The 24,518-nt window shown below is 36.8% G+C and carries 21 protein-coding genes; 17 read left to right on the forward strand and 4 right to left on the reverse strand.

All coding sequences use genetic code 11. The annotated features are described in order from the left end of the window. Positions 1–11 precede the first annotated feature (11 nt). From FJQ98_RS09160 to FJQ98_RS09190, 7 genes are all read left to right on the forward strand, one after another. Positions 12–1,022: a serine hydrolase domain-containing protein gene (locus tag FJQ98_RS09160; protein ID WP_053593743.1), complete on the forward strand. Its 1,011-nt coding sequence runs from the start codon at positions 12–14 to the stop codon at positions 1,020–1,022. Positions 1,023–1,372: 350 nt separating this feature from the next. Then, a complete protein-coding gene (locus FJQ98_RS09165; RefSeq protein WP_053593742.1) occupies positions 1,373–1,813 on the forward strand; it encodes a CcdC protein domain-containing protein in 441 nt (146 codons plus the stop codon). A 205-nt stretch (positions 1,814–2,018) separates the two neighbouring features. Beyond that, entirely contained in the window at positions 2,019–3,515 is a 1,497-nt protein-coding gene (locus FJQ98_RS09170; protein WP_053593741.1) for a carboxypeptidase M32, read from the forward strand. Positions 3,516–4,469: 954 nt separating this feature from the next. After that, positions 4,470–5,144 carry a response regulator transcription factor gene (locus FJQ98_RS09175; protein WP_053593740.1) on the forward strand — a complete coding sequence of 225 codons (675 nt, stop codon included), beginning with the start codon at positions 4,470–4,472 and terminating at the stop codon, positions 5,142–5,144. After that, a complete protein-coding gene (locus FJQ98_RS09180; RefSeq protein WP_053593739.1) occupies positions 5,141–6,508 on the forward strand; it encodes a sensor histidine kinase in 1,368 nt (455 codons plus the stop codon). Before FJQ98_RS09175 ends, FJQ98_RS09180 begins: the two co-directional genes overlap by 4 nt. Before the next feature lie 245 nt (positions 6,509–6,753). Continuing rightward, entirely contained in the window at positions 6,754–7,698 is a 945-nt protein-coding gene (locus tag FJQ98_RS09185) for an alpha/beta hydrolase (RefSeq protein ID WP_053593738.1), read from the forward strand. Positions 7,699–8,117: 419 nt separating this feature from the next. Then, positions 8,118–9,056 (forward strand): alpha/beta hydrolase, encoded by a 939-nt coding sequence (locus tag FJQ98_RS09190; RefSeq protein ID WP_053593791.1) that lies wholly within the window; start codon positions 8,118–8,120, stop codon positions 9,054–9,056. 275 nt (positions 9,057–9,331) lie between these two features. Here FJQ98_RS09190 and FJQ98_RS09195 read toward each other — a convergent pair whose 3' ends face one another. From FJQ98_RS09195 to FJQ98_RS09205, 4 genes are all read right to left on the reverse strand, one after another. Continuing rightward, the gene (locus FJQ98_RS09195) at positions 9,332–10,993 is read right to left on the reverse strand and encodes a b(o/a)3-type cytochrome-c oxidase subunit 1 (RefSeq protein WP_053593737.1); all 1,662 of its coding nucleotides are present in this window, start codon (positions 10,991–10,993) and stop codon (positions 9,332–9,334) included. Beyond that, entirely contained in the window at positions 10,980–11,471 is a 492-nt protein-coding gene (locus tag FJQ98_RS09200; RefSeq protein ID WP_053593736.1) for a cupredoxin domain-containing protein, read from the reverse strand. The genes FJQ98_RS09195 and FJQ98_RS09200 overlap by 14 nt, the downstream gene beginning before the upstream one ends. 24 nt (positions 11,472–11,495) lie before the next feature. Then, on the reverse strand, positions 11,496–11,618 hold the full coding sequence (locus FJQ98_RS27175; protein WP_255505077.1) for a hypothetical protein: 123 nt from the start codon (positions 11,616–11,618) through the stop codon (positions 11,496–11,498). 348 nt (positions 11,619–11,966) lie between these two features. Beyond that, complete coding sequence (locus FJQ98_RS09205; RefSeq protein WP_053593735.1) at positions 11,967–12,422, reverse strand: chemotaxis protein CheX; 456 nt, start codon at positions 12,420–12,422, stop codon at positions 11,967–11,969. Positions 12,423–13,046: 624 nt separating this feature from the next. Between FJQ98_RS09205 and FJQ98_RS09210 the strand changes: the two genes are divergently transcribed. The 10 genes from FJQ98_RS09210 (at position 13,047) to FJQ98_RS09255 (ending at position 24,516) form a co-directional block, all read left to right on the forward strand. Continuing rightward, positions 13,047–14,033 carry an ABC transporter ATP-binding protein gene (locus FJQ98_RS09210; RefSeq protein ID WP_053593734.1) on the forward strand — a complete coding sequence of 329 codons (987 nt, stop codon included), beginning with the start codon at positions 13,047–13,049 and terminating at the stop codon, positions 14,031–14,033. Beyond that, the gene (locus tag FJQ98_RS09215; RefSeq protein ID WP_053593733.1) at positions 14,034–15,011 is read left to right on the forward strand and encodes an ABC transporter ATP-binding protein; all 978 of its coding nucleotides are present in this window, start codon (positions 14,034–14,036) and stop codon (positions 15,009–15,011) included. It abuts the gene before it with no gap. Then, positions 15,008–15,799: an IclR family transcriptional regulator gene (locus FJQ98_RS09220; protein WP_053593732.1), complete on the forward strand. Its 792-nt coding sequence runs from the start codon at positions 15,008–15,010 to the stop codon at positions 15,797–15,799. Before FJQ98_RS09215 ends, FJQ98_RS09220 begins: the two co-directional genes overlap by 4 nt. Positions 15,800–15,832: 33 nt before the next feature. Beyond that, positions 15,833–17,413, forward strand: coding sequence for an ABC transporter substrate-binding protein (locus tag FJQ98_RS09225; protein WP_053593731.1), 1,581 nt, complete (start codon positions 15,833–15,835; stop codon positions 17,411–17,413). Between the two features lie 271 nt (positions 17,414–17,684). Beyond that, positions 17,685–18,617, forward strand: coding sequence for a nickel ABC transporter permease (gene nikB, locus FJQ98_RS09230; protein ID WP_053593730.1), 933 nt, complete (start codon positions 17,685–17,687; stop codon positions 18,615–18,617). Beyond that, positions 18,617–19,513, forward strand: a complete 897-nt coding sequence (locus FJQ98_RS09235; RefSeq protein ID WP_053593729.1) for an ABC transporter permease — start codon at positions 18,617–18,619, stop codon at positions 19,511–19,513. Before nikB ends, FJQ98_RS09235 begins: the two co-directional genes overlap by 1 nt. Before the next feature lie 8 nt (positions 19,514–19,521). Further along, a complete protein-coding gene (locus FJQ98_RS09240; RefSeq protein ID WP_053593728.1) occupies positions 19,522–22,344 on the forward strand; it encodes a M14 family metallopeptidase in 2,823 nt (940 codons plus the stop codon). A gap of 11 nt (positions 22,345–22,355) precedes the next feature. Beyond that, positions 22,356–22,970 carry a pyroglutamyl-peptidase I gene (locus FJQ98_RS09245; protein WP_053593727.1) on the forward strand — a complete coding sequence of 205 codons (615 nt, stop codon included), beginning with the start codon at positions 22,356–22,358 and terminating at the stop codon, positions 22,968–22,970. Then, entirely contained in the window at positions 22,963–23,649 is a 687-nt protein-coding gene (pxpB, locus tag FJQ98_RS09250) for a 5-oxoprolinase subunit PxpB (protein WP_241774522.1), read from the forward strand. The genes FJQ98_RS09245 and pxpB overlap by 8 nt, the downstream gene beginning before the upstream one ends. Positions 23,650–23,652: 3 nt before the next feature. Beyond that, positions 23,653–24,516, forward strand: a complete 864-nt coding sequence (locus FJQ98_RS09255; RefSeq protein WP_053593725.1) for a 5-oxoprolinase subunit C family protein — start codon at positions 23,653–23,655, stop codon at positions 24,514–24,516. The last annotated feature ends 2 nt before the right edge of the window (positions 24,517–24,518 follow it).

Consider the following 24,518-nt stretch of genomic DNA (forward strand, 5'->3'; position numbering starts at 1 on the left):
AGGAGGTTCCTATGCAAACAACAATAAATTGGCAAGCGGTAAAACCTGAAAGCATATATATGAACAATGAAAAACTTTTTAAGCTAGAACAGACGATAAAAAGTGATTATCACAATATAAATGGCATTATTATCATTAAAGATGGTCATTTAGCATATGAAAAATATTTTAATGGCAAAGGTCCTGATGATAGTCACCATGTAGCATCTGTAACAAAAAGTGTACTATCTGCACTTATAGGCATCGCTATTGATAAAGGATATATTCAAAGCGTGGAAGAGAAAGTGATAGATTTTTTCCCAAAATATATTTCTGATGCTGATAAGCAGAAACAACAGATTACTATACGGCATCTTCTTACGATGACAGTACCATATCCATATGAGGATTGGCATGAGCCGCTAGATATTCTATGTCAACAGCAGGATTGGATAAAATATACACTTGATATAATGGGTAAAAACGGGGATTTAGGCACTTTTAAATATTCCACAGCTGGAGCACATTTATTGTCAGCTATTCTTACTCAAAGTACAGGCAAGAGTGCACGAGCGTTCGCCAATGAACATTTGTTTACACCGCTTGGCATGAAAGAAATTCCTGACTATAAAATGAACGCATATGGGTTTGATGATTTATTCGGGAAAAACGTTAAGGGGTGGGTACATGATCCAAACGGTCATTCGACCGGTGGATGGGGGCTAACATTAACTACTCGTGATATGGCGCGATTTGGCTACCTCTATTTAAATAAGGGCATTTTGGATGATAATAGAGTTCTCTCAGAGACATGGATTTGTGATTCAACGGAGATGAACCCTAACAATTACGGTTATTTATGGTGGCTACGACAAGAGGATGGGCTTTCTACATATTCAGCTATAGGGGATGGAGGCAATATGATTTGTTGTATGCCAAAAATGAATATGGTTGTGGCGATTAGTTCAGAAGTCATCATGAATCCACGAGATAGATGGCCGTTAATGAAAGAGTATATAATCCCAGCGGTAATAAATAAATAAGGCTAAATTCCTTTCCAACTGGGCTGGTGTACATTTGCTTCAAATTTCATCTGTAACTATCTCTAATCCCCTAGTCTCGACCTCAATGATATACATTTTAACACCCCTAACTTTGTGATGAACCAAAAGTAAACCTAATACTTATTCCAATCCTATTGATCTCATTGCTCAAGGTGAAATTTTGATCCCATCAAATTAAACAATAGGCTATAATAAATAGTCTATTGCATTTTTTGATGAAGTTTTCTCAATGAAGAAACGAATTGAAAGACCCACTTCCTGAAGGTCGTTCTCACTACATCTTCAGTTTGAGGTTAAATTATACTTTTAAAATAAAGTGAGGGAAAGAAATGAGTAGCTACTTGGTCGTCTTTATTGTCATTGTACTTATAATGTTAAGGGAGAAACAAGTTAGACCAGCTCGATTGTGGATCATACCAGTTTTGTTAATGGGTGTAATGTTTTCTACTATTTCAAGTATTAAATTAACGCCTTTAAGTATTGTGATGTATATCAGTTGTTTAATAGTTGGATTGAGTATAGGAGTATGGAAAGGAAAACTAGAAAAAATTCGTATGAATCATACTAGGGGAATCGTAACTACACAAAGCTCTATTGCCGGTATTATTTTGTTTTTCGGGATTCTTCTTGTAAGGTTATTTGTAGGTCACTGGAGTAGAGAGCTTGCATTGCTATCATTAACAAATGCTCTTATGTTCATACCACTTGGTAGTATTTGTTCTCGTCGCTATATTATCTACTTGAGATACAAACAACTTATGGGAGAATAAAATGCAGCAACATAGCATAATAATCCTCGTTTTGATTAAAAGATCTAATATTAGGATCAAAATCCCTACACATTCTTTTCGACATAACTTTAAATTTTTGTAGAATCAATATTTAGCTGTAGGAGTAGAATTATACTAAAAGTCCATAATATACAAAATTTTCGAAAATATGATAAACTAGTAGCGTGAAAAGGAGGATGTTAGCATGACTGTACAACAATTTACTGACTATGTGAAAAAAATGCAGCACTATGAAGAAGCACTGAGTGTGATTTACTGGGATATGCGTACGGGGGCGCCTAAGAAAGGGTTAGCTCAACGTTCAGAGGTAGTTGGAACATTATCCGCCTCCTTATTTGACATGCAAACTAGTGAAGAATTAGGGAAATTACTAACGGGTCTAGAGGGACAAAAGGCAGATCTCGATTATGTTACGCTACGTTTAGTTGAGGAAGTGCGTAAAGAATACGATCAAAATAAAAAAATTCCAGCTAATGAATATAAGGAATTCGTCATTCTACAATCTAAAGCAGAAACAGCATGGGAAGAAGCAAAAGCGACGAATAATTTTGCGTTATTCCTACCTTATTTAGAGGAAATTATAAGCTGGCAGAAGAAATTTATTCAATATTGGGGTATTAAAAACGGTTCTCCATACAATACATTACTAGATTTATATGAACCGGATATGACGACTGATGTTTTAGATCAAGTTTTTGGTGAATTACGTGAAACAATTGTTTCTCTTGTGCAAAGAATTGCAGCTTCACCAAATAAACCAAATACAAGCATTTTATTTAAGCATTTCCCTCGTGAATCACAGCGTGCATTATCATTAGAAATGTTAGCACAACTCGGCTATGATTTTGATGCAGGTCGCTTAGATGAAAGTGTCCATCCATTTATGATTGGTTTGAATCATGGAGATAATCGTATTACAACCAAATATGATGAAAACGATTTCCGTTCAGCGATTTTTGGAACAATCCATGAGTGTGGGCATGCTATGTATGAACAGAATATCGATGCAAAACTTGATGGTTTACCATTAGCAACAGGAACATCTATGGGTATACATGAATCCCAATCTTTATTTTATGAAAATTTTGTTGGTAGGAATGAAAAGTTCTGGGAGCATAACTATGAGCAACTTCAAAAATATTCACCTGTACAATTTGGTGATGTAGCATTAGCTGATTTCCTGCGAGCAATTAATATGGTGGAGCCATCGTTTATTCGCATTGAAGCGGATGAGTTAACATATCCACTACATATTATGATTCGCTATGAAATTGAGCGAGACCTATTCAATGGCGATCTTCAAGCGAAGGATCTTCCACAAGTATGGAATGATAAATACGAGGAATATTTAGGCATTCGTCCTGAGACAGATGCAAAAGGGGTACTACAAGATATGCACTGGTCAGGGGGCATGTTTGGCTATTTCCCATCTTATGCTCTAGGAATGATTTACGCTGCACAATGGAAGCATGCAATGGATAAAGATATTCCAAACTTTGATGAGCTGTTAGAAAAGGGTGAGCTTCTACCAATTCGAGAGTGGTTAACAGACAAAGTCCATCAATACGGTGCGCTGAAGAAGCCATTCGAATTGCTACAGGAGGCGACAGGGGAAGGCCTAAACGCAAAATATCTAGCAAACTATTTACAAGAAAAATATACGAAGCTGTATCAGCTCTAAAGCCCAAAGCGATTTCTCGTAACAAAGAAATCGCTTTTCTAAAAGCAAAATGGTCAAGAAAATTATTATGAATGTTGTGACGCTTTCAATGAATGTGATTTTTGTTCCAGGCTACTCACTTTCGCTCAAACAGAATCCTGTTGTTGCTGCCGCTTCGCTTTCGCACAAAAAACAATTGTTGCTGCCGCTTCGCTTTCGCACAAAAATATAAATTAGAGTGTTATATTAGAAAATACATGCTATGTGAAGTGGTTGTTGATTTGAAATAAAGCTCAACCGTTTATAAGAAAGTTGCACCGTTTCACCTCTTTGGATTTGATTATCTAAAAGGGTGTTTTTTATGCCCAAAAGAAGAAGAACATCTGAAGTTGAGAAATGGATTAAAGAAGGTCGCGAACAAAAGAAAAAATTGATGGTGCCCCGCCAGAGAAATTTAGTTCACGCCTTATGGAAAAATTAAAGAAAAAGCGAGATGAAAGGTTTGGAAAAGACTAACAATTTAGTTATTCTAAAAGGCGATGAGAAAGCTGTCTATAAAGACCAATCTTTAAACGAATATATGATTAACCCTTTCATTGAAGCATTTTGGTGAAAGACCGGATCGTGAAACGTCCTGCAAAATTTTAGCTATTAAGTGTGGGTCTTATGCAAGTGAATTGTTTACATTTGGGACGTGGACAGAGGCACTTTATCGCTTTCGTTCTTCTTCAATAGCGTTGCATAAATGTCGATATCATAAGTTGTAGTAGTTATCTGGGAATTATCACCACGTAGGCAGTTTGAGTCCATTTGGTATTTACATCCATATCAAGTTCGGGGTTCCAGTAATCGAATAAGCAAACGAGGGTGCATTTAATGATATTCCTGTCCTTAGTTATAGGAAGAATAGGGGTAATTCAATTTAATTTATAGTATAATGATTATTTCAATAATGCGATGGAAAAGAGGAAACGGATGCCTACTATACTGGTTGCTGACGACGACGCGAACATTCGCGAACTCGTCTGTTTATTTCTACGCAACGACGGATTCGCAACAGTCGAAGCCGAGGACGGCAAGGAAGCAATGGCCATCTACACATCAACGCATGTCGATCTTGTCGTGCTCGACATTATGATGCCGATTATGGATGGTTGGACGTTATGCAAGGAGCTCAGAAGGGCCAATCCTGATCTTCCATTACTTATGCTGACTGCAAGGGGCGAAACATGGGAAAAAGTGAAAGGATTTGAACTTGGAGCGGATGATTATTTAACTAAACCATTTGATCCGTTGGAGTTGTCGGTTCGTGTTAAGGCACTATTGAAACGATACCGAATTGGCTCCACGCAAAAAATCCAGTTAGGCAACGTCATTCTTGATCGACAGACTTATAAGGTGATGAGGGGGACGGAGTCGCTCACGTTACCGCTCAAGGAGTTCGAATTACTTTATAAGCTCGCCGGAACACCCGGACAAGTCTATACGCGTGTGCAGTTGATCGATCAAATTTGGGGGATTGATTACGCTGGAGATGATCGAACGATAGACGTACATATTAAACGCTTGCGCGAACGGTTCGCGACTACAGCCGATTTTCGTATCGAAACGGTACGTGGGCTTGGTTACCGCCTTGAGGTGCACGAATGATCAAATCTTTATATACACGCGTAGTCCTGATATTTCTAGTCTCCGTAATCGGGGGCACGATCATTGCTTTTTTTGTAGCAACTTGGGTATTTGAAGATAAATTGAACGAGAACCTGCAAATCCCCTTACTTAACTTTGGTCAGGACATCGCCCGGATTTATGAGACATTACCGTTAAGTGAAGCGAACACATTCGTAAGTGGAATGAATCAGCTCAAATCCTATCATATTCGAATTTATGAAGAAACGGGTCAGTTCCAGTCTTATGGAGCGCTTAACGGAGACAAACCTGCCACTGTGACGATGGAACAGGTGATAAAAGTACTAGATGGAAATATTGTTCAAGTCAATCCGAGTGGTGTTTCTACTGTTCTCTTAGGGTTGCCGTTGACAACTGAAATGGGAACGAAAGCGATGTTTATAGAACCGATCGCCCTCCCTTCCACCTCTTTTGTAATAAAGTGGATTTTGAACTTTTCAACCTATTCGTTGATAGCAGGAAGCCTATTGATTCTGGTTGCTGCCATGTTCCTAGTCAAACCAATCAAAAAGCTGACAAAAGCGACTAGACATATAGCAGGTGGAGATTTTAACGTTAAGCTGAATATTAAGCAAAAGGGTGAGCTAGGTACTTTAGCTCGCAGCTTCGAAGAAATGATGCACGATCTGCAGCAACTTGAGCAGATGCGTAGGGATTTCGTATCGAATGTGTCGCATGAAGTTCAGTCGCCGCTCACCTCGATATCCGGTTATGCTTTAGCGCTCAAGCAAGTAAACCTCGCAGATAACGAGCGGAGCCGTTATCTCGATATTATCATCGCTGAAGCAGACCGGATGTCCAAGATGAGCGATAGCCTGCTAAAGCTGAGTTTGCTTGAATCGCAGTCACAGCAACTGCGGCTGGTCACGTTCAGCCTTGATGAACAAATCAGACGAGTCATCGTCGCTATCCAGCCGCAATGGTCGGCTCGCAACATCCGTTTCGAGCTCAATTTGAACGCGGTTCGCCTAATGGCTGATCATGATCAATTAAACCAGGTATGGACGAACATACTCGGCAATAGTATCAAATTTTCCAAAGATGGCGGAGTTATTAACATCAGCATCAAACAAGATATCAAAAATGTGACAGTCCGAGTATCCGACACTGGCATTGGTATTTCCTTAGAGGATCAGAAGCGTATATTCGAGCGGTTTTTTAAGGCTGATCGTTCCCATAGTCGTAAGTATGACGGCAGTGGTATGGGACTCGCCATCGTTAAACAGATCGTATCGCTTCATCAAGGCGACATCCGAGTGGAAAGCGAGCCTGGCCGAGGAACGACTGTCATTGTCACTTTGCCAATCACAACACCAACAGAGTAATTAGATTCATGTTGTACATTCAAATTATTTAAACTTCCTCGTACTCCCATGTTACGGCGTCATATGCAAACTTTCTTGCATGTGACGCCGTAACTTTTTTTGTTTGTTCATATTCCGTTCATATTGTTGTCATATGGAGTACATCATCGTCCTATAAGCTATCCTTAATGGCCCATATAAGATGTCTAATAAATAGATAAGAAAAGGAGAGATGAGAGTGAAACTAAAAGAAGAGGTGATGAGAAATGAGGATGGGTAAACCGCTTATCTTTATACTTAAAGCAATAGGAGTTATAGCTATTGCAATAGTACTTTTTCTGGCCATTGTTTTTATTGTTAATATTGTCTGCAACAAATCGGAGCAAGAAAAAATAGAAACTTATGGTCAGTCTGTAACAGTAGAAGGAAAAAATATGAATGTGTTAATTCAAGGAGAAGGCGAAGAAACCGTGGTGCTCCTACCTGGCTATGGAACAGCGGCACCAGCACTTGATTTTAAGCTGCTCATCGATGAATTATCTCCATTTTACAAAGTTGTCGCGATTGAGCCTTTCGGATATGGATTAAGTGATGAAACCGATAAAGAACGAAGCACTGAGAATATTGTCAGTGAAATGCATGAAGCTTTACAGCAGCTTAATATTGACCATTTTACGCTAATGGGCCACTCCATTGCAGGTATCTACGGACTTGATTATGTCAACAAATATCCAAACGAAGTGAGTGCATTTGTAGGAATTGATACTAGTGTTTCTACACAAGGCAGTATGGATGTCAAATTTCCAGTAAAAACATTCGCATTTCTCGAAAAATCAGGTCTTTTGAGATTAATCAAGAAAGTAGGTACAGACCCTTATGCTGAACTAGTATTTGATGATCAAGCCAAAGAGCAAATGAAAATGATTTCAAATAAAAACTCGTATAATGCCACTACCCTGAATGAGATGGAACATATTTCCTCTAATTTTAAAAAGGCTCAAAATTTAACATTCCCTAAAGATCTTCCGCTTCTTTTATTTGTACAAGCAAATAATACGGACAGGGCAAATTGGGTAACATTGCATGAAGCGCAAGCCAAAGAGTCAATGCAAGGAAAAGTAATAACATTTGATGGATCACATTATTTACACCATAGCAAATTCAAAGAAATCGCTGAAAACTTTAGAGAATTTATGAAAGAAATAAAGTGAGTGTGAGAAAGGTTCCTGAAATTATCTCGCATTAACGGTCAGTAAGACGGCTGCTTCAAGTGGAAAGATGAGAACGAGTCAACGAGGTGGGCGATCAACTGAGCGTAAAAACCCAATTAGTTCAACTAACAATCAGTGGGAGATGAAGAAAACATTTTTCCACTTTTAATTTATAAAAGCGAACCCGTTCGAGATTCATACTGCAACCGTAGCATTTTTTTACTTGTTCATACTCCGTTCATATTGTTGTCATAGGAGGTACATATTCGTTGTATAAGCTGTTCTTAACGGTTTGTGAAGGTAGTCGGAATACACTGATGTGGATAGAAGATACGAATTGAGAATGAAAGGGAGGGGAGGCACGAGTACAGATAAAAAACGAGCTTCAATTGCCGCTCTACACCACTCGTGCAAAAATAATGAAAAAAGCGTTTAACATTATAGTTAAATTATTAGGAGTTTTAGCTATAGCAATAGTACTTTTTCTAGCTATTATTTTTATAGTGAATAAGGTTAGCAACAAATCGGAGCAAAGAAAAATAGAATCTTATGGTCAGTCTGTAACAGTAGACGGAAAAAATATGAATGTGTTAATTCAAGGAGAAGGCGAAGAAACCGTCGTGCTCCTACCTGGTTATGGAACAGCGGCTCCAGCACTTGATTTTGAGCCGTTAGTGAAAGAGTTGTCTCCTTATTACAAGGTCGTAGTAATCGAGCCTTTTGGTTATGGACTAAGTGATGAAACGGAAAAGGAACGAACCCTGGAGAATATGGTAAATGAAATTCATGAAGCATTGCAGAGTCTAAACATTGACCGATATACTCTAATGGGCCACTCCATTTCAGGCATTTACGGACTGGATTATGTGAACAAATATGAAAACGAAGTAAGTGCATTTGTCGGGATCGATAGCAGTGTTCCAATGCAGGGTGGTACGGATGATCCATTCCCATCAGGAACATATAAACTGCTCAAAAAATCAGGTTTCTTCCGATTGTTAATGAAACTGAGCCCTGACCAATTGGTTGCACCAACTGTAGATGATGAAACAAGAGAACAAATCAGAATCCTTACGCTCAAAAACATGTTTAATCCGAACATCCTAAGTGAAGGCGAACATTTTAACCCTAATTTTAAAGCTGCTGAAAACTTGACCTTCCCCAAGAATCTTCCTGTTATTTTCTTTTTACAAGCGAATGATACCGAAACGGAAGGATGGATACCACTGCATGAAGAGCAAGTCAAAGATTCTGTACATGGAAAAGTGATAACATTTGAAGGAGGACATTATTTACACCATACCAGATCAAAGGAAATCGTTGAAAATTTCAGAGAATTTATGAAAGAAGTAAAGTGAATGTACTGAGTAAGGTTCCTCCCCAATTTTATCCCGCATTTACGGTCAGTAAGACGCCCACCTCAAGTGGAAAAACGAGAACGAGTCAACTAGGTCTAAGAAACCCGACGCCTCCAGTAAACCGCCCAGTCGGAACGGAAATCAACCACTCGTTTTTGCTGAATAGCCAACTTTATGTAGTATGATACCTTAATTTCATTCGCATAGTTTTTCAGCAAAGTAAAAGCGATTTCTCAGCTAGAGAAATCGCTTTTTTATGAAGAGGCAAAAGATTGTTACCAAAGCTTATAGCCTTTAGAGCCAGGTGGGGAATTGGAAATAATATCGTAAATTGGAATTGTGTAAGCAAATAGAATTAGTGCCACTAAAATAACAAGCCACACTTTAAAGTTTTCTAGAATTGCTGGTGTCTCACTACTGTTAGCATGTACTTCACCAACTGGGAATTCCTCTTCGCCTTTTGGTGCAAACCACGCTAATTTCACCACAATATAAAGAATGATTAAGATAGCGATGAACAGGATTGTGCCACCAACTGCTTGAGCGATTTGATAAGGAATCCAATCATAAGCTTGTTGAGCACCGCCATACTCAGAGTAATCGGATCGGCGAGGTGCACCAATCAAACCAGCGATATGCATAGCAGAAGACATAATCGTCATACCAATAGCCCATAAAATAGCTGCAAAATTACCAAGATTGTTTAAAGATTTAGTCAGTGTGCGACCTGTTAAATGTGGAATTAACCAAAATGCCGCACTGAAATAAGTTAAAACGACTGTTGTTGCAATTGTTAAATGGAAATGTCCTGTAACCCAAATGGTATTATGGATTAATTGGTTCATTTGGTAGGAAGCATTGATGATACCACCTGCACCACCAGGAATAAATGCTACCATACCGATAAATGGCACGAAGAAACGAGCATCTTTCCATGGTAATTTTTTAAACCAGCCGTAAAGCCCCTTACCACCTAATTCACGACCACGGAGTTCAAACATTGCAAACATCGAAAATGCAGTCATTAAAGATGGTACGATTACAGCAAAAGTTAAAACAACTTGTATGAATTTCCACGTGCTATCAATACCAGGCTCTGTTAATTGGTGATGGATACCAACGGGTACAGAGAAAATTAAGAACAGCATAAACGACAGTCTTGCTAAAGAATCAGAGAAAATTTTTCCGCCAATAACCTTCGGAATAATGACATACCAAATCATGTAAGCTGGTAATAACCAGAAATACACAAGCGCATGACCGAAATACCAGAATAATGTACGTGATAGTGCTACGTCAACACGTTCGATAAAGCCTAAGGACCAAGGAAGTAGCTGGAATAGAACAGAAACAGCTACGCCTAGAGTTGCAACGAACCACATTAAATTATTGACAACAACCATAAATGATAATAATGGGCTTCGTTCTCCGCTTCCTTTGTTTTCTTTACGCCACTGTGCATACCGTAAAATTTGACCTGCGCCGCCAACCCAAGAACCAACAACGACTAATGTTAGGCCTAAATAGAATATCCAATGTGCTTTCAGTGGAGCGTAGAACGTATATAAAACAGTTGCTTCGTTAAGTAAAACCATTATTGCAGCAGCTGCTGTACCAATTGTCATTAACCAGAAGCCAATCCAGCCAAGACGACGTTGACCAGCTGTAAAAGTCCCAGACGTACGGCTAACACTGGCAATTTGGAAACCAAAAATAAAGAACGTTGTTAAAATAAGTCCGAGTAAAACACCGTGTACGGTTAAAACTTGATAGTAACCAATGCCTGCTGGTAATGTGAATTGACCAGAACGAACGAAAACTTGTAATAAACCTGCAAGACCTCCTAATAACAATGCGATGAAAGCCACATAAATATGTGCCATTGCTAGCTTCGCATCACGACGATCCACCTTAGTCAAATTATTATTGAGACTCATTTGGATCCACCACCTTTAGCATAGAGTGCATCATCGTATGTCCTGTACCACAGTACTCATTACATACAATTAAAAACTCGCCCAATTTATTTACTTCAGTCACATATTCAGAAATGTAACCAGGTTCAAGCATCATATTAATATTTGTACCTGCAATTTCAAAACCGTGCATCACATCTGCACTTGTTGCGATAAATTTCACTTTTGCTCCAAGTGGAACTTCAATTTCAGGAGGGTTGTAATTAAATGCTGATGCTAAAACAACCACTTCATAGTCCCAATCTTTACCTTCGACTTTATGAACACCTGGATTATCGAAAGGTGGAAATTCATTTACTTTCTCATAATCTAGTGTTTTTTTACCATTGTTCGGATGTGAGCCTTGATGAAATGCACCGATGCCGAGAATGATAAGGAATACTACTAAAGTAGCAACTCCAAACACAAGCCAATATTTCTCATACTTATGTAAGTGCATATGTCTCTGTCCTTTCTTAGTAGATTAAAAACGATTGATGAACAAATCGAAGCAGTACACCCAAAGCAAGATAATAATGATTCCTACTCCAAATACTGCATAGAGTGAACCTTTTAAATTCTCATCTGACTTCTTTTTATTTGCCATTTTTGCTCCTCCTTCGCTTCTTTTGTGATCCTTCTAATTGCCATGATATATAAATAAATTTCTGTTTGATGTGAAAAAAATCACACATATTAGCGAATTGTGTGAAAAAAGTGTGAAATATTGAGGAGAGATAAAAAATAGCCACCTCAATAGTCATTGAGATGGCCAATTTAAAGTTGAAATTGGAGTGATTTTTATTATAATTCAGGAAATTTTACTATTAGAAAATTGGGCTTGAGCCTTATAGGGCAGCCTTCTTTAATTAATGCGAATGACAAATCTTATTCATAATTGCAAGGGGTAGTGACATAAGTTATAGCATTTGGAACAGTCCAATATTCTAGAATACTATTCTTCTTCAATTGTTAATAGAACTGTCAGCGCACCAATGCTGGGAATTGTAACTGGGAGTACAAATGCCTTTTCAAAGCCGTATAATTTTGTATTGCCAACCATCACTGTTGGCGGAGTGATATCAATTTCTAAGCTTTCTTGTCCTACGGTTGTACATAAATTACCTGCGATCATATTTCCAAATTCTCCTGTGAAGGATTCTAGCATTTCGCCTTCAAGAGGCATTCCAAACATTGTATTACCGATGCCACTAAATATATCAGGCGAGGAATCAATGATTACACGGCCTTTTAAATCTCCTATTAAGCCAATTAATACACCCATTTGCTGTTGTTGAAAGGGTTCAGAAATAATACTTGGTGATTTCACTTCGATATCCATAGGTAGAATCGATTTTAAAGCGTGAATTGTCCCGTTTAAAATAGTTTGAAAGTACTTCGAATTACTCATCATTACCGCATCCTTTTTCCGACTTTTCTACATCTTACCATGTAAAAAGGGTAAGATGAAAGTATGTCTTGACGAATTAGCGGGAAATTTATATTATATTAATGAGAATGATTTTCAAAATCAATAAATTGACGTTTAAGTTTTTTCAAATAGAAATTTTTATATAAAAGGAGCGGTCAGCGATGACATTTGTATTTATTGGAGCGGCAGTGGTTATCTATATTGGAGTGGGGAAACACGTTATGAAACAGGCGACTGCACATTTAAAATAATAGACTTCGATAAAATGTAGCTTGTTTCAGCTGATAGTATAATTATTATTTAAAGACAGGTAGAGTATGGCCTCGACAAAATTTGTTGAGTCATACTCTTTTTTTGTACAAAAAATATAATGTTAGCAAAATAATTTGCCATAATTTCATAAAAATCCTCTTGTAGAAATCTTTGAAAACCATCTGTTTTGACAAAAAATAAGTAAAATAGAGTGAATTTTTTTATTTTTGTACAAAAATTTTATAAAATTGAATATTTATTTTTTTCTGAAAACTATTGAAATAGTTTGTCGTTTTATGTAGTATTTTAAAAAATGGAATCGCTTTTCATATTTTGGAACGGAGGTCGGAAATGGGAGTAAATATTTTAGAAGTTAAAGATTTAAAAATAGGTTTTAAACATGACAAAAAAGAAGTTCCAATTGTGAACGGTGTCTCTTTACAACTTGAGAAAGGTAAAACTTTAGGAATTGTTGGTGAATCAGGTTGTGGTAAAAGTATGACATCCCTTTCACTTATGGGTTTATTACCTAATGGTGTCGATTGGCAAAATGGAAATATTTATATAAATCAAATGCATATTAACAAAAATTCAAACAAGGAATGGCGGAAGGTTCGTGGGAAAAAAATAGCGATGATTTTTCAGGAACCAATGAGTTCGCTAAACCCAGTTTATAAAGTTGGTTCACAAATAGTTGAAATGATACTTAGTCATGAAAGAATTTCTAAAAAAGAAGCATATGAACGTGCCGTTGACATGCTTCGGTTAGTTGGAATCCCTCGTCCAGAAAGAGTAGTTAATGAATATCCTCATCAATTGTCAGGAGGAATGCGTCAACGAGTCATGATTGCCATGGCATTAGCATGTGGCCCAGAAATATTAATTGCAGATGAACCTACTACTGCATTAGATGTAACTATACAGGCACAAATTCTGGAACTAATGAAAGACCTTCAAGAGAAACTGCAAATGTCTATCATTTTAATTACCCATGATCTTGGTGTCGTTGCTGAAATTTGTGAGCGAGTGATTGTTATGTATGCCGGAGAGATAGTTGAAGAAGCAACTGTACTAAATCTATTTAATCATCCTTTACACCCATATACAAAAGGGCTATTAAACTCATTACCAAATATTGAGGAAGAACAAGAATATCTACCGTCGATTGATGGTGTTGTACCTGCGCCGGTGGATATGCCAACAGGGTGTAGATTTTTCGATCGATGTAGTTTTGCAACTTTAAAGTGTAAAAATAAACCAGATTTATTTACAACTAGTATTGGCACTACTGTACGATGTTGGTTATATGAGAACGGTGAATTGGAGGGGGGATTGTAGATGGTCAGCCCATTATTAGAAGTAAAGCATTTAAAGAAATACTTTCCATTAACAGGATCGCGAGCTGATTATTTAAAAGCAGTAGATGATGTTTCATTCACTGTAAATGAAGGCGAAGTTCTAGGTATAGTTGGTGAATCAGGCTGCGGTAAGTCTACTATGGGAAAAACACTGATTCAACTTCTAACACCAACGGAGGGTGAAATCTTACTCAATGGAGAAAATATAACATCATTTAGTCCAAAAAAGGTACGCCAAACACGTCGCGATATGCAAATTATATTCCAAGATCCATATGCTTCACTTAATCCACGAATGAAGGTTTTTAAAATTATTGAGGAACCTTTAGTTAATTTTGGGATTGGTACAAAAGAAGAAAGAAAACAGCGAGTTTTCGAAGTGGCCAAAAAAGTGGGACTTACACAAAAGCAACTAGACCGTTACCCTCATGAATTTTCAGGTGGTCAAAGACAGCGTATTGGGATTGCTAGAGCACTTGTGTCGAATCCTAAGCTTATTGTAGCGGATGAGCCTGTTTCTGCACTGGACGTATCGATTCAATCTCAAGTATTGAACATTATGAAAGACTTGAAAAATGAAATGAATCTTACATATATTTTCATTTCACATGATTTAAGTGTAGTGCATCATTTTTGTGATCGTATAGGGGTGATGTACCTAGGAAAGATAGTAGAAGTCGCGAGTAAACAAGAGTTATTTAATAATCCAAAACATCCCTATACAAAAGCATTACTTTCTGCATTACCAAAATCTCATCCTTCTAAAGAAAAAGAACGTATAGTGCTAAATGGAGATGTTCCAAATCCTGCAAACCCCCCTTCTGGTTGCACCTTCCATACTAGATGCCCAAATTGTATGGAAATATGTAAAGTGACGCCTCCAACTTTAAAAAGTATTAGTGAAAAGCATGATGTATCCTGTTTACTTTATGAAGAGAAAATGGAGCGATTATTATGAGTAAAACATTAGAAAAAGGCATTAACATTTTGACATTATTTACAGAAGAACACTCTTCATGGAGTTTGGATGAATTGGCGAATGAAACAGATATTCCAAAACCTACTTTACATAGATTTCTTAAGACATTTACTGATTTAGGGGTGCTAAAACGTCCTTATATTCAAAGTGGAGGTCAATTAGTATTGAGCGATCATTATTTTTTAGGAAATAAATTAATAGAATTAGGAGCAATCGCTGCCAATTCAATTGAAATTCGTTCACTTGCAATACCATATATGAAAATGCTACAGCAAAAATTTGACTTGGCAGTTCAACTAATAGTGATGGATGAAACAGATGGTCTTTATATTGAAAAAATCGAAAGTTTAAGACCTGTTCTATTATATACACGAGTAGGGAGAAGAGCGCCACTATATGCTGGTGCATGCTCACGTATAATATTATCTTTTCAATCAGAAGAAAAAATAAAAAATGTATTACAGAAACCGCGTAAAAAATACGCCAGTGGAACTCCTGTAAGAGACAAAGAAATCTACGAACTGATCGAATCGGGGAAAAATGATGGATATGCCTACAGTGTTTCGGAATTAGAAGAAGGGACAGTATCAATAGCAGTACCAATTTTTAATAGCAATAGGGAGGTAGAATATTCTATAAGTATAGCGGGAATAGAATCACTATTACCTAAAGAAAAAATAAACGTATTTTTAGAAGGACTATGGAATACAGCTGCCCTGATTTCAGCTGAATTAGGTTATTCACAGCCATATCCTTATGGCGAATAAATAATAAATACTACAACAAAGGGGATGTACTGTATGAAGAATTACAAATGGATAACGTTGCTACTTGTATGTATGATGCTCATATTATCAGCATGTAGTAGCGGAACATCAACAAAAGATGGTAATAAAAACAATGAAAAAGTGTCTGGAGAAAATCCAGCAAAAGGACGCGACAATGAATTAGTCGTACGTGTTGCAGGTGACCCACAAAACTGGGATCCAATCGATACATATTTGATTGCTTGGAGTACAGTTGGAACATCGGTATTTGAAGGTTTAACAAGTCGTTCGCTGGATTTAGAAATTCAACCAGGGTTAGCAGAGTCTTGGGAGTATGTAGATGATAAAACGATAGTATTTAAATTACGCCAAGGTGTTACTTTTCACGATGGAGAACCCTTTAATGCAGAAGCAGTTAAATTTACATTTGACCGTTTACTAGGTGAGGAGGGTCAAAAAGGGCCACAATATTCAAACTATACATCAATTGATCGCGTTGAAGTAACTGGTGAATATGAAGTAACGATGCACCTTAATACAATAGATCCTGTACTATTAACAAAATTATCTGGCTATGGTGCAGTAATTGTTCCACCAAAGTACATTGCAGAGAATGGAGCAGAGCACTTTGACATGAACCCTGTCGGCACTGGCCCATTCAAAATGACAGAGTATCAACGTGATAAACAAGTAGTTATTGAGCGTTATGAGGATTACTGGAATAAAGAAGCAATAAAATTAAATAAAGTAACATTTAAGGTCATTCCAGAAACAGCAACAGCGTTAGCAGAATTACAAACAGGGAATATAGATATTATGACACGCTTAGAAGTTTCTCAAGCAGCGACAGCAAAAGGAACAGATTTCATCACTTTAATGGATGTATCAACCCCTACTGCATACTCTATTCGCTTTGATACCGCAAAAGCACCTGTAGATGATGTTCGAGTACGTCAAGCTATTAACTATGCAATTGATAAAGAAACAATCGTGAAAGAAATTCTAGGCGGTTATGGTAACTTAATTAGCTCATTCCAAAGTGACCTTTCTTTTGGTTATAACAAAGATTTAAAACCATATCCGTATGATCCGGAAAAGGCAAAAAAATTGCTTGCTGAAGCAAATGTTGCTGAGGGAACAACATTGGATTTTTATATTCCAGGTACAGATGGAACATTTAAAGAGATTGCTCAAGCGGTAGCTTTCTATCTAGAAGAAGTTGGTTTAAAAGTATCCATTAATAGTGTAGAGAATACAACTTTCCAATCTGAATTAATACCAAAAGGTGAAGCTGGACACATGTATAAAAATGGTTGGGGTGGCTGGACTTTAGATTTCGATAATACAGCTTATTTAATGTATCACGAGGGAGAGTTCTGGAATCCATCCTATAAAAACGATAAAGTTGAGCAATTATTGGCTAAGGAGCGTGCTACTAATGATAGTGCAGAACGTGAAAAAATCTTTAAAGAATTGACAGAAGTATTACATGAAGATGCAGCTGAAGTGAATTTATATTCTGACGTAGAACTATACGCAGTAAATAAGAGAGTGAAAAATTTCCAACCACCACATGACAGTCGTTTTAGATTTGAAGGCGTCACTGTGGAGTAAGTAGTAAACCACCGTGCTGCCTTAAAAGTAGATAAAGTATGTTCAAAGAAATGTTAATTTCTGATATAAAGGTAAAAATCCGCTAGACTCTATAGATTTCGATTCATTAGAAACCATTTTGGGACAAGGAAGAGCAAAAGATTCGACAGGGATTGATAGCGATATTTCGTTTTGCGACGAAGCGGATTTTTACCATTTTTAAATATGCTAGATTTCTTATGAAGTACCTTTTAGATAGCCCCTTTTCATTTCAAGTTAGGAGGATGGAATTATGCTTTCCTATATATTGAAGCGTTTATCGCATACAGTGTTGGTGATAATTGCTGTTTCATTAATAATATTTTTCTCTATTCGCTTAACAGGTGACCCCGTAAGTATTATGTTCGGTGCGGGGGAACCAACACAGCAAGCAATTGATGATCTATCAGCTAAATTAGGTTTAGATAAGCCTGTTTGGGAGCAATATTTCATATTTATGAAAGATTTATTAACGCTTGACTTTGGTACTTCTTATCGCTCTAATAGTCCAGTTCTAGAAATGCTATTGGATCGAGCATGGCCAACTATAGTACTGGCTTTAGGTGGCATGACTGTAGCATTGTTAATAGCTGTTCCTTTAGGAATTTTTTCTGCTGTATATAAAGGGAAACCGATAGATATTTTTGGTCGAATTTTCTCATTGCTAGGCATATCATTTCCAAACTTCTGGTTAGCCTTTATGTTAATTTTAATTTTTGCGGTACAGCTAAAATGGCTACCTGTATCAGGATTTGACGGATTTAGTTCATTAATTTTACCATCGATTGCATTAGGACTTATTTTATCAGGTATTCTAGTTCGATTGATTCGTACATCGATGCTTGAGGTTCTTAAAATGCAATATGTGACGACTGCAAGAGCGAAGGGAATTAGAGAATGGCTTGTAATCGTAAGACACGCTTTCCGAAATGCGTTATTACCTACGGTAACATTTGTTGGTCTTCAGTTTGGAGGGCTGTTAGGAGGTGCTGTTATTGTAGAGCAAGTATTTTCATGGCCAGGCATTGGTCGTTTGATTGTAGATTCCATTAATCAGCGCGATTATCCAGTGGTACAAGGGGGAGTAATACTTTTAGCTCTTATAATGATTATGGTCAATTTGATAGTTGATTTATGTTATTCATTGATTAACCCGAGAATTCGAATAGGGAGAGGTGATAATTAATGACACAAGCAATAGAGACAGTAACAATAAAAAAGACCAGTAAAATTTTAAGAGTTTTAAAGTTTATAAAGGACAATCCGACAGGAATAATAGGTTTGTTATTAGTTATAGCCTCTGTATCATGCGCCATTTTTGCACCATATATCGCCCCGTATGATCCAGGTGCTGCAAGTTTAGGGCATCGCTTAGATATGCCTAAGTGGTTAGATGATACAGGAAAATCTCAATATTTACTCGGGGGAGATCAAGTAGGTCGTGATTTGTTAAGTAGAATTATTTATGGTGCACGAGTGTCACTTTTAGTTGGTATTTGTGGGGTGGCCATTTCTTTAGCGCTAGGAACAGTTTTAGGAATTGTTTCAGGTTATTTTGGCAAATGGATAGACGATTTAATTATGCGAATAGCAGAAGTTCAATTAGGTCTACCTTTTATCTTATTAGCGATCATTATTATGAGTGTTTTTGGGACAGGATTAGAGAAAATTATTATTATTCTAGGGCTTACATACTGGGTTAACTTTGCGAGATTAATCCGTGGAGAAATTTTAGCTTTAAAAGAACAGGAATATATTCAAGCTGCGAAAGCTATAGGAGGAACGCATTTTAAAATAATTCTTAAGCATATTCTTCCAAATGTTGCTTCCTCTATTTTAGTATTAGCAACAATGTGCATTGCAGAGTTTATCCTATTAGAGGCATCTTTAACATTTTTAGGATTAGGGGTTGAACCTACTGTGCCTTCTTGGGGTGGGATGCTAGCAGATAGTCGAAATTATATGACATCTGCATGGTGGATTTCTGTATTCCCAGGTATTGCGATAATGTTAACTGTATTAGGCTTTAACTTATTAGGAGATTGGCTACGTGACCGCTTAGATCCCAATATGAAAGTTTAGGTGAAAATGTGAATACAAGTATTTATTCAAGTTTATTTAATATGAATCAACCGTTAAAAAAACCTTCATTATATATCGATTTACCTGCTCATCTTGCACCATTAGGACTAATTGATTTTTGTGTGCGATTAGGCTTAGAATCCAATGAAATTGATTTTAATTTATTTCAACAAGCCAATCAAGACTTCTCTATGGAATTTTTTCAACACCACACCACATATGTAACAAAAAAGGAATCCACTTTTATTGTCTATTATGAAACAGAGGAATCATTATCGACTTTGTTAAGTACTTTAGCTTGTGAAGGTATTTCCGATACAAGTGAAACAAAATCATTTATCTATTATGAGAGTTTAAGTCATCTTTGGACAGCGTATGGTACAGGTGAAAAGGATGAAGCCAATCCCTTACAACATTTAAGTGTACAAATTAAATTACAGCAAGAAATTAAGACACATGCCATTTTAAAAGAAATTTGCTGTCTTGGGTTCCGTTTAGGATTATATTCTACTTCGGTTGCATTACCTGTTGTTACTCAGGAAGAACGTCATTTGTCCATCGTCATCAAGCAAGGGATAGAAAATGCGATGGAGCTAGTTGCTCAAAATACCATTCAAATTATAGGAACGAAAGAATGTCTACCAGCTGTTCTTCATTCGATTGCAAAAGAAAAACACGTTTCTGAAGGTGGTTTACTTGGTATTTGGGAGCTTAACGAAAAACAAGTCAATGAAGCACAACTCTTATATGAAGAGGAATGGCAAGACCAATCAGAAGCTTCGTATATTTTAAATGCATTACAAGATGAAACACAATCAATGGTAGATGCTGAAATCTATTTAACCGCATCAAAGGAAAATCGAGATCGATATCGTTTAGATTTGTTTGGAAAATTTTCAAATTTAAAGTCAATTAAAGTACGCTCTGCATTTAAAACAGGATTATACTGGATATTAGAAGAAGTTCTCGTCTCTGTTCAAAGACCATTTACACAGGTGAGAATTGTCTGTAAGGATGGGAGCAAGAAAAATGGTTTAGAGCAACGAAATCGTTGGATTATGGAGCTGTATCCGATTGATGAATTAATCGAGATACATTACGGGGTACCGAAAGAAAATGTAATATTTGAACTATCATGTACGCAGCAGTATGTTTATAGTGTTTATGTAGATGACCTATTAGTAGCTGTGCTAAATCCTCTAATTAGTGAATTAGATTATGTGGATGGCATTAAAAAAACGTATCCAACTACAGCGGGCTACCGATTATTTAAAGATGAGGATATTATTCAAGAAAAAGCTGTGTTGTCTGATCGGGAACGTTTTTATAAATATTATATCGATGACTGCTTACCACATATGGTGGAGAGATTACCAATTGATAAAAGTAATGTTAGTCAAGGACAATTATTTCCGTTGTTTGACAGAATTGAAATTGACTTTACTTCTTCTGGAATTGAAGAAGAGCTATCCATTAAACAAGAGGCAAACTCATCATTCGAGGCATTGTATGAAGATTTATATTTTAATACACTAGACTACTTTTATACGTTAGGTAACCAAATAGCCAATCGACCATATAAGGCACCAGGGGGAATTATTCCATTTATCCATATGCAAGAAAATATATATGAACCTATCCATAGCTTTGTGCGGATTTATCAATGGAATGAAGAGGGATATCAAGTCTATACAACTAAGAGAATTGTATTTGATGAAAACGGTCAATTTGCTAATGCTGAAATGCATATGGGGCATAAGCGTAAAGTAGTTACAGTGAATCAGCAACTAAAATACAAAATTAAGAACGTCTATCAGTTATCAAGCAGGTACAATAATTTTCCTGAAGTTAAGATAAATTATGCGGATTTATCATACAAAGGGAATTTAATTCCGTTTTTTGAAGTGACAGAACCTATTACTGGTGAATATTTTTCAGGGCTAAAGAAATCCAATGAAAAGCATACAATTATCATTGAAGCGGGACATCATCCAAATGAAGTATCAAGTACCCCTGCTATATTAGAGCTTATGGAGGATATTATTCGTCAGCAACCAGAGGTGCTAAAGAAAATCAATATAATCGTGATACCCCTTGCGAACCCTGATGGCTATGAGATAATGAAAAAATTGACACAAGAGCATCCAAAATGGAAACATCATGCTGCGAGATACAATGCGGTAGGATTAGAATTTGCACATGTGAAATTCCAAAAAAGTGTATTCGGTGAGGCTAATGTTTTACCGATAGTCTTAAAAAAATGGGCGTCAGATATTGTGATTGACGATCACGGAATTCCTGCACGTGAATGGGTTCAACCGTTTGCAGGATATGCTTGCCCACCGATTTTCCCTGTCTCCTATACACTACCAAGCGCTAAGATATATGGAATTGGTCGTTACGCAGATAGTGACACAAAGGAGATTCAGGCTAAAAATTTAGAGCATGTAGCAGAAAAAGTAAATATTATTTTTGAAGGCACAACCTTCGCACAGGAAAATGCCTATTGGCGCGCTCGTTATTATAAATACGGTACAAAGTGGGAACCGCAAAAATATCCAATTGAAGAAATGGATAATATTAATTTTTACCGTGAAATGGAAGTGACACCAACATACTCATCTGTTAGTATCTTGCGTTACCCTAAATGGGTGGCACTAGATATAATTTCAGAAGTTGCAGATGAAATTGTGTATGATGAAGAATTAAATTCATGTATTCAGGCTCATAAGCTTTTCAATCAAGCTATTATTCAAATGGCAGTATCTGCACCAGTAATTAAAAATAATAAAAATGGATGGGCAATCAAGCAACGTCCTATAGAAATTTAGGTGAAGAAAGCATGACAAAAATATTGTTAACAGGGTTTGTACCATTTCTTGAGTATAAAATGAATCCAACAATGCAAATTGTAGAAAATTTAAATGGAGAAAAGATGGATGGCTATGAAATTGTAGGACGCATTTTGTCTGTAGATTTTCAGCAATCTGCTCTGCAGCTGAAACAATATATTGCTGAGATAAAGCCACAAATCATTATTTCATTAGGATTAGCTGGAGGGCGTTTTAAAATAACGCCAGAGCGAATTGCGATTAATATTAAAGATGGTGAAGAGGATAATAATGGTTATACACCAGTAGATGAGAGCATTTATAATAATGGTGCAGATGCATATATAACGAATTTACCTATCCGAAATATGGTCAATCGATTATGCAAAGAAGGATATCCAGCGGAAATTTCAAATACGGCGGGTACCTATTTATGCAACAATATTATGTATGAAGGGCTAGTTTATGCAAAGCAACATGAAGGGGTCCGTGCTGGATTTATTCATATTCCTGCGTCATTTGATTTGGCGATTCAGCATGGAAAAATACCGGGATGGAATATCCAAGACTTAATAACTTCTATAAGGCTCTGTATCGAGGAGACCCTTCGTGCAACAAATGATTGATTTTCCTACTACGATGTGGATTAGTCAACACACAATTCGTTTTGCATTTCATGAGGAAATATCTCAAGAAAATTTTCTGGTAGTACAAAAATTCAATCGTTTTCTGAAAAAAATGCTACAACAAAACCTTGTTGAAAGTGTTGCAAGCTATCATACAGTTACAGCTTATATTAAACAAAAAATCGATTTAGATTTTTTACAAGAACATTGGCTTTGGATGCAAGTTTCACCAACAGTTGACGATGTAACAAATCGACAGTTACAAATTCCAGTTTGCTATGATGAGGAATTTGCCTTAGATATGTATCGTGTGATGGATTATACGGGTTTATCGTATGAGGAAATTAAAAAAATACATATGTCAAAGCTTTATAGTGTATATCTAATTGGATTTTTACCTGGATTTCCTTATTTGGGGGAATTAGATAGAGAATTGTTTGTACCACGATTAAAAAAGCCCCGAAATTCTGTATTTGCAAGTTCTGTTGGTATAGGTGGTATACAGACGGGGATTTATCCACTAGATTCACCGGGTGGATGGAATATCATTGGTAAGACTCCGCTAAATTTATTTGATGTGCATCGGGAAGATACTTTTATTTTTTCTCTTGGAGATCAAGTACAATTTTATGAAATAACAAAACAGGAGTTTATTGAAATAAAAAGTAAAGGAGTGTAGCAATTGAAGCCACTTCTTATGATAAAAAAGAAAGGTGTATATGGGAGCTTGCAAGACCAAGGGAGATACGGCTATCGGGCGTATGGTATTCCTCTATCTGGACCTATGGATAAAGTGTCATTTCAAGCAGCGCAATATATATTAAGTAACGACAAAAACCAAACTTCATTTGAAATATTTGTTGGTGGCTTTGAATTTGAAGCTTTAAATGAAGGTACTTATGTATTGACTGGAGCAAAATGTAAATGTTTGTTAAATGATGTTCCGGTAGAAATGTGGAAGACTTTCCATTTAGCAAAGGGAGATATCTTGTCTATAAAAAGTGTAAGTCTCGGCTCTATTGTTTATCTTACGCCTAAAGGAGGATTTCAAATAGAGCCAATACTTGGAAGCGGCTCGTACTTTCCACTTGGAAATCTAGGTGACGCAATAAATGAAGGTAGCGTTATATTCGGACAGAAGTCAAAAACGTTAAGATTTACAAGAGGACTTTATGCACCTTTTCGTCCAACATTTAAAACTTCTATTACAGTAAGAATTTTTAAAGGCCCACATTTTGATTTATTTACGGATGAGAGCCAGCATCAATTTTTAAACATTCCATTTCAATTTTCAGGTGGAAATCGTATGGGCTATTATTTAAAAGGTGCTGCGCTACAGCTAAAAGAATCAAAAGATATTCTTTCAGAAGCGACACAGTTTGGGACAATTCAAGTGCCTCAAAGTGGTGAACCTATCGTATTAATGGCAGATGCTCAAACGGTTGGGGGTTATCCTATAATTGCAACAATACATGAAGATGATTTACATAAAGTCGCTCAAATGCGCATGTTTAACACAATCAACTTTGTACTAATGGAGGAATAGGT

This window comes from Lysinibacillus agricola (genome assembly GCF_016638705.1).
GTDB lineage: Bacteria > Bacillota > Bacilli > Bacillales_A > Planococcaceae > Lysinibacillus > Lysinibacillus agricola.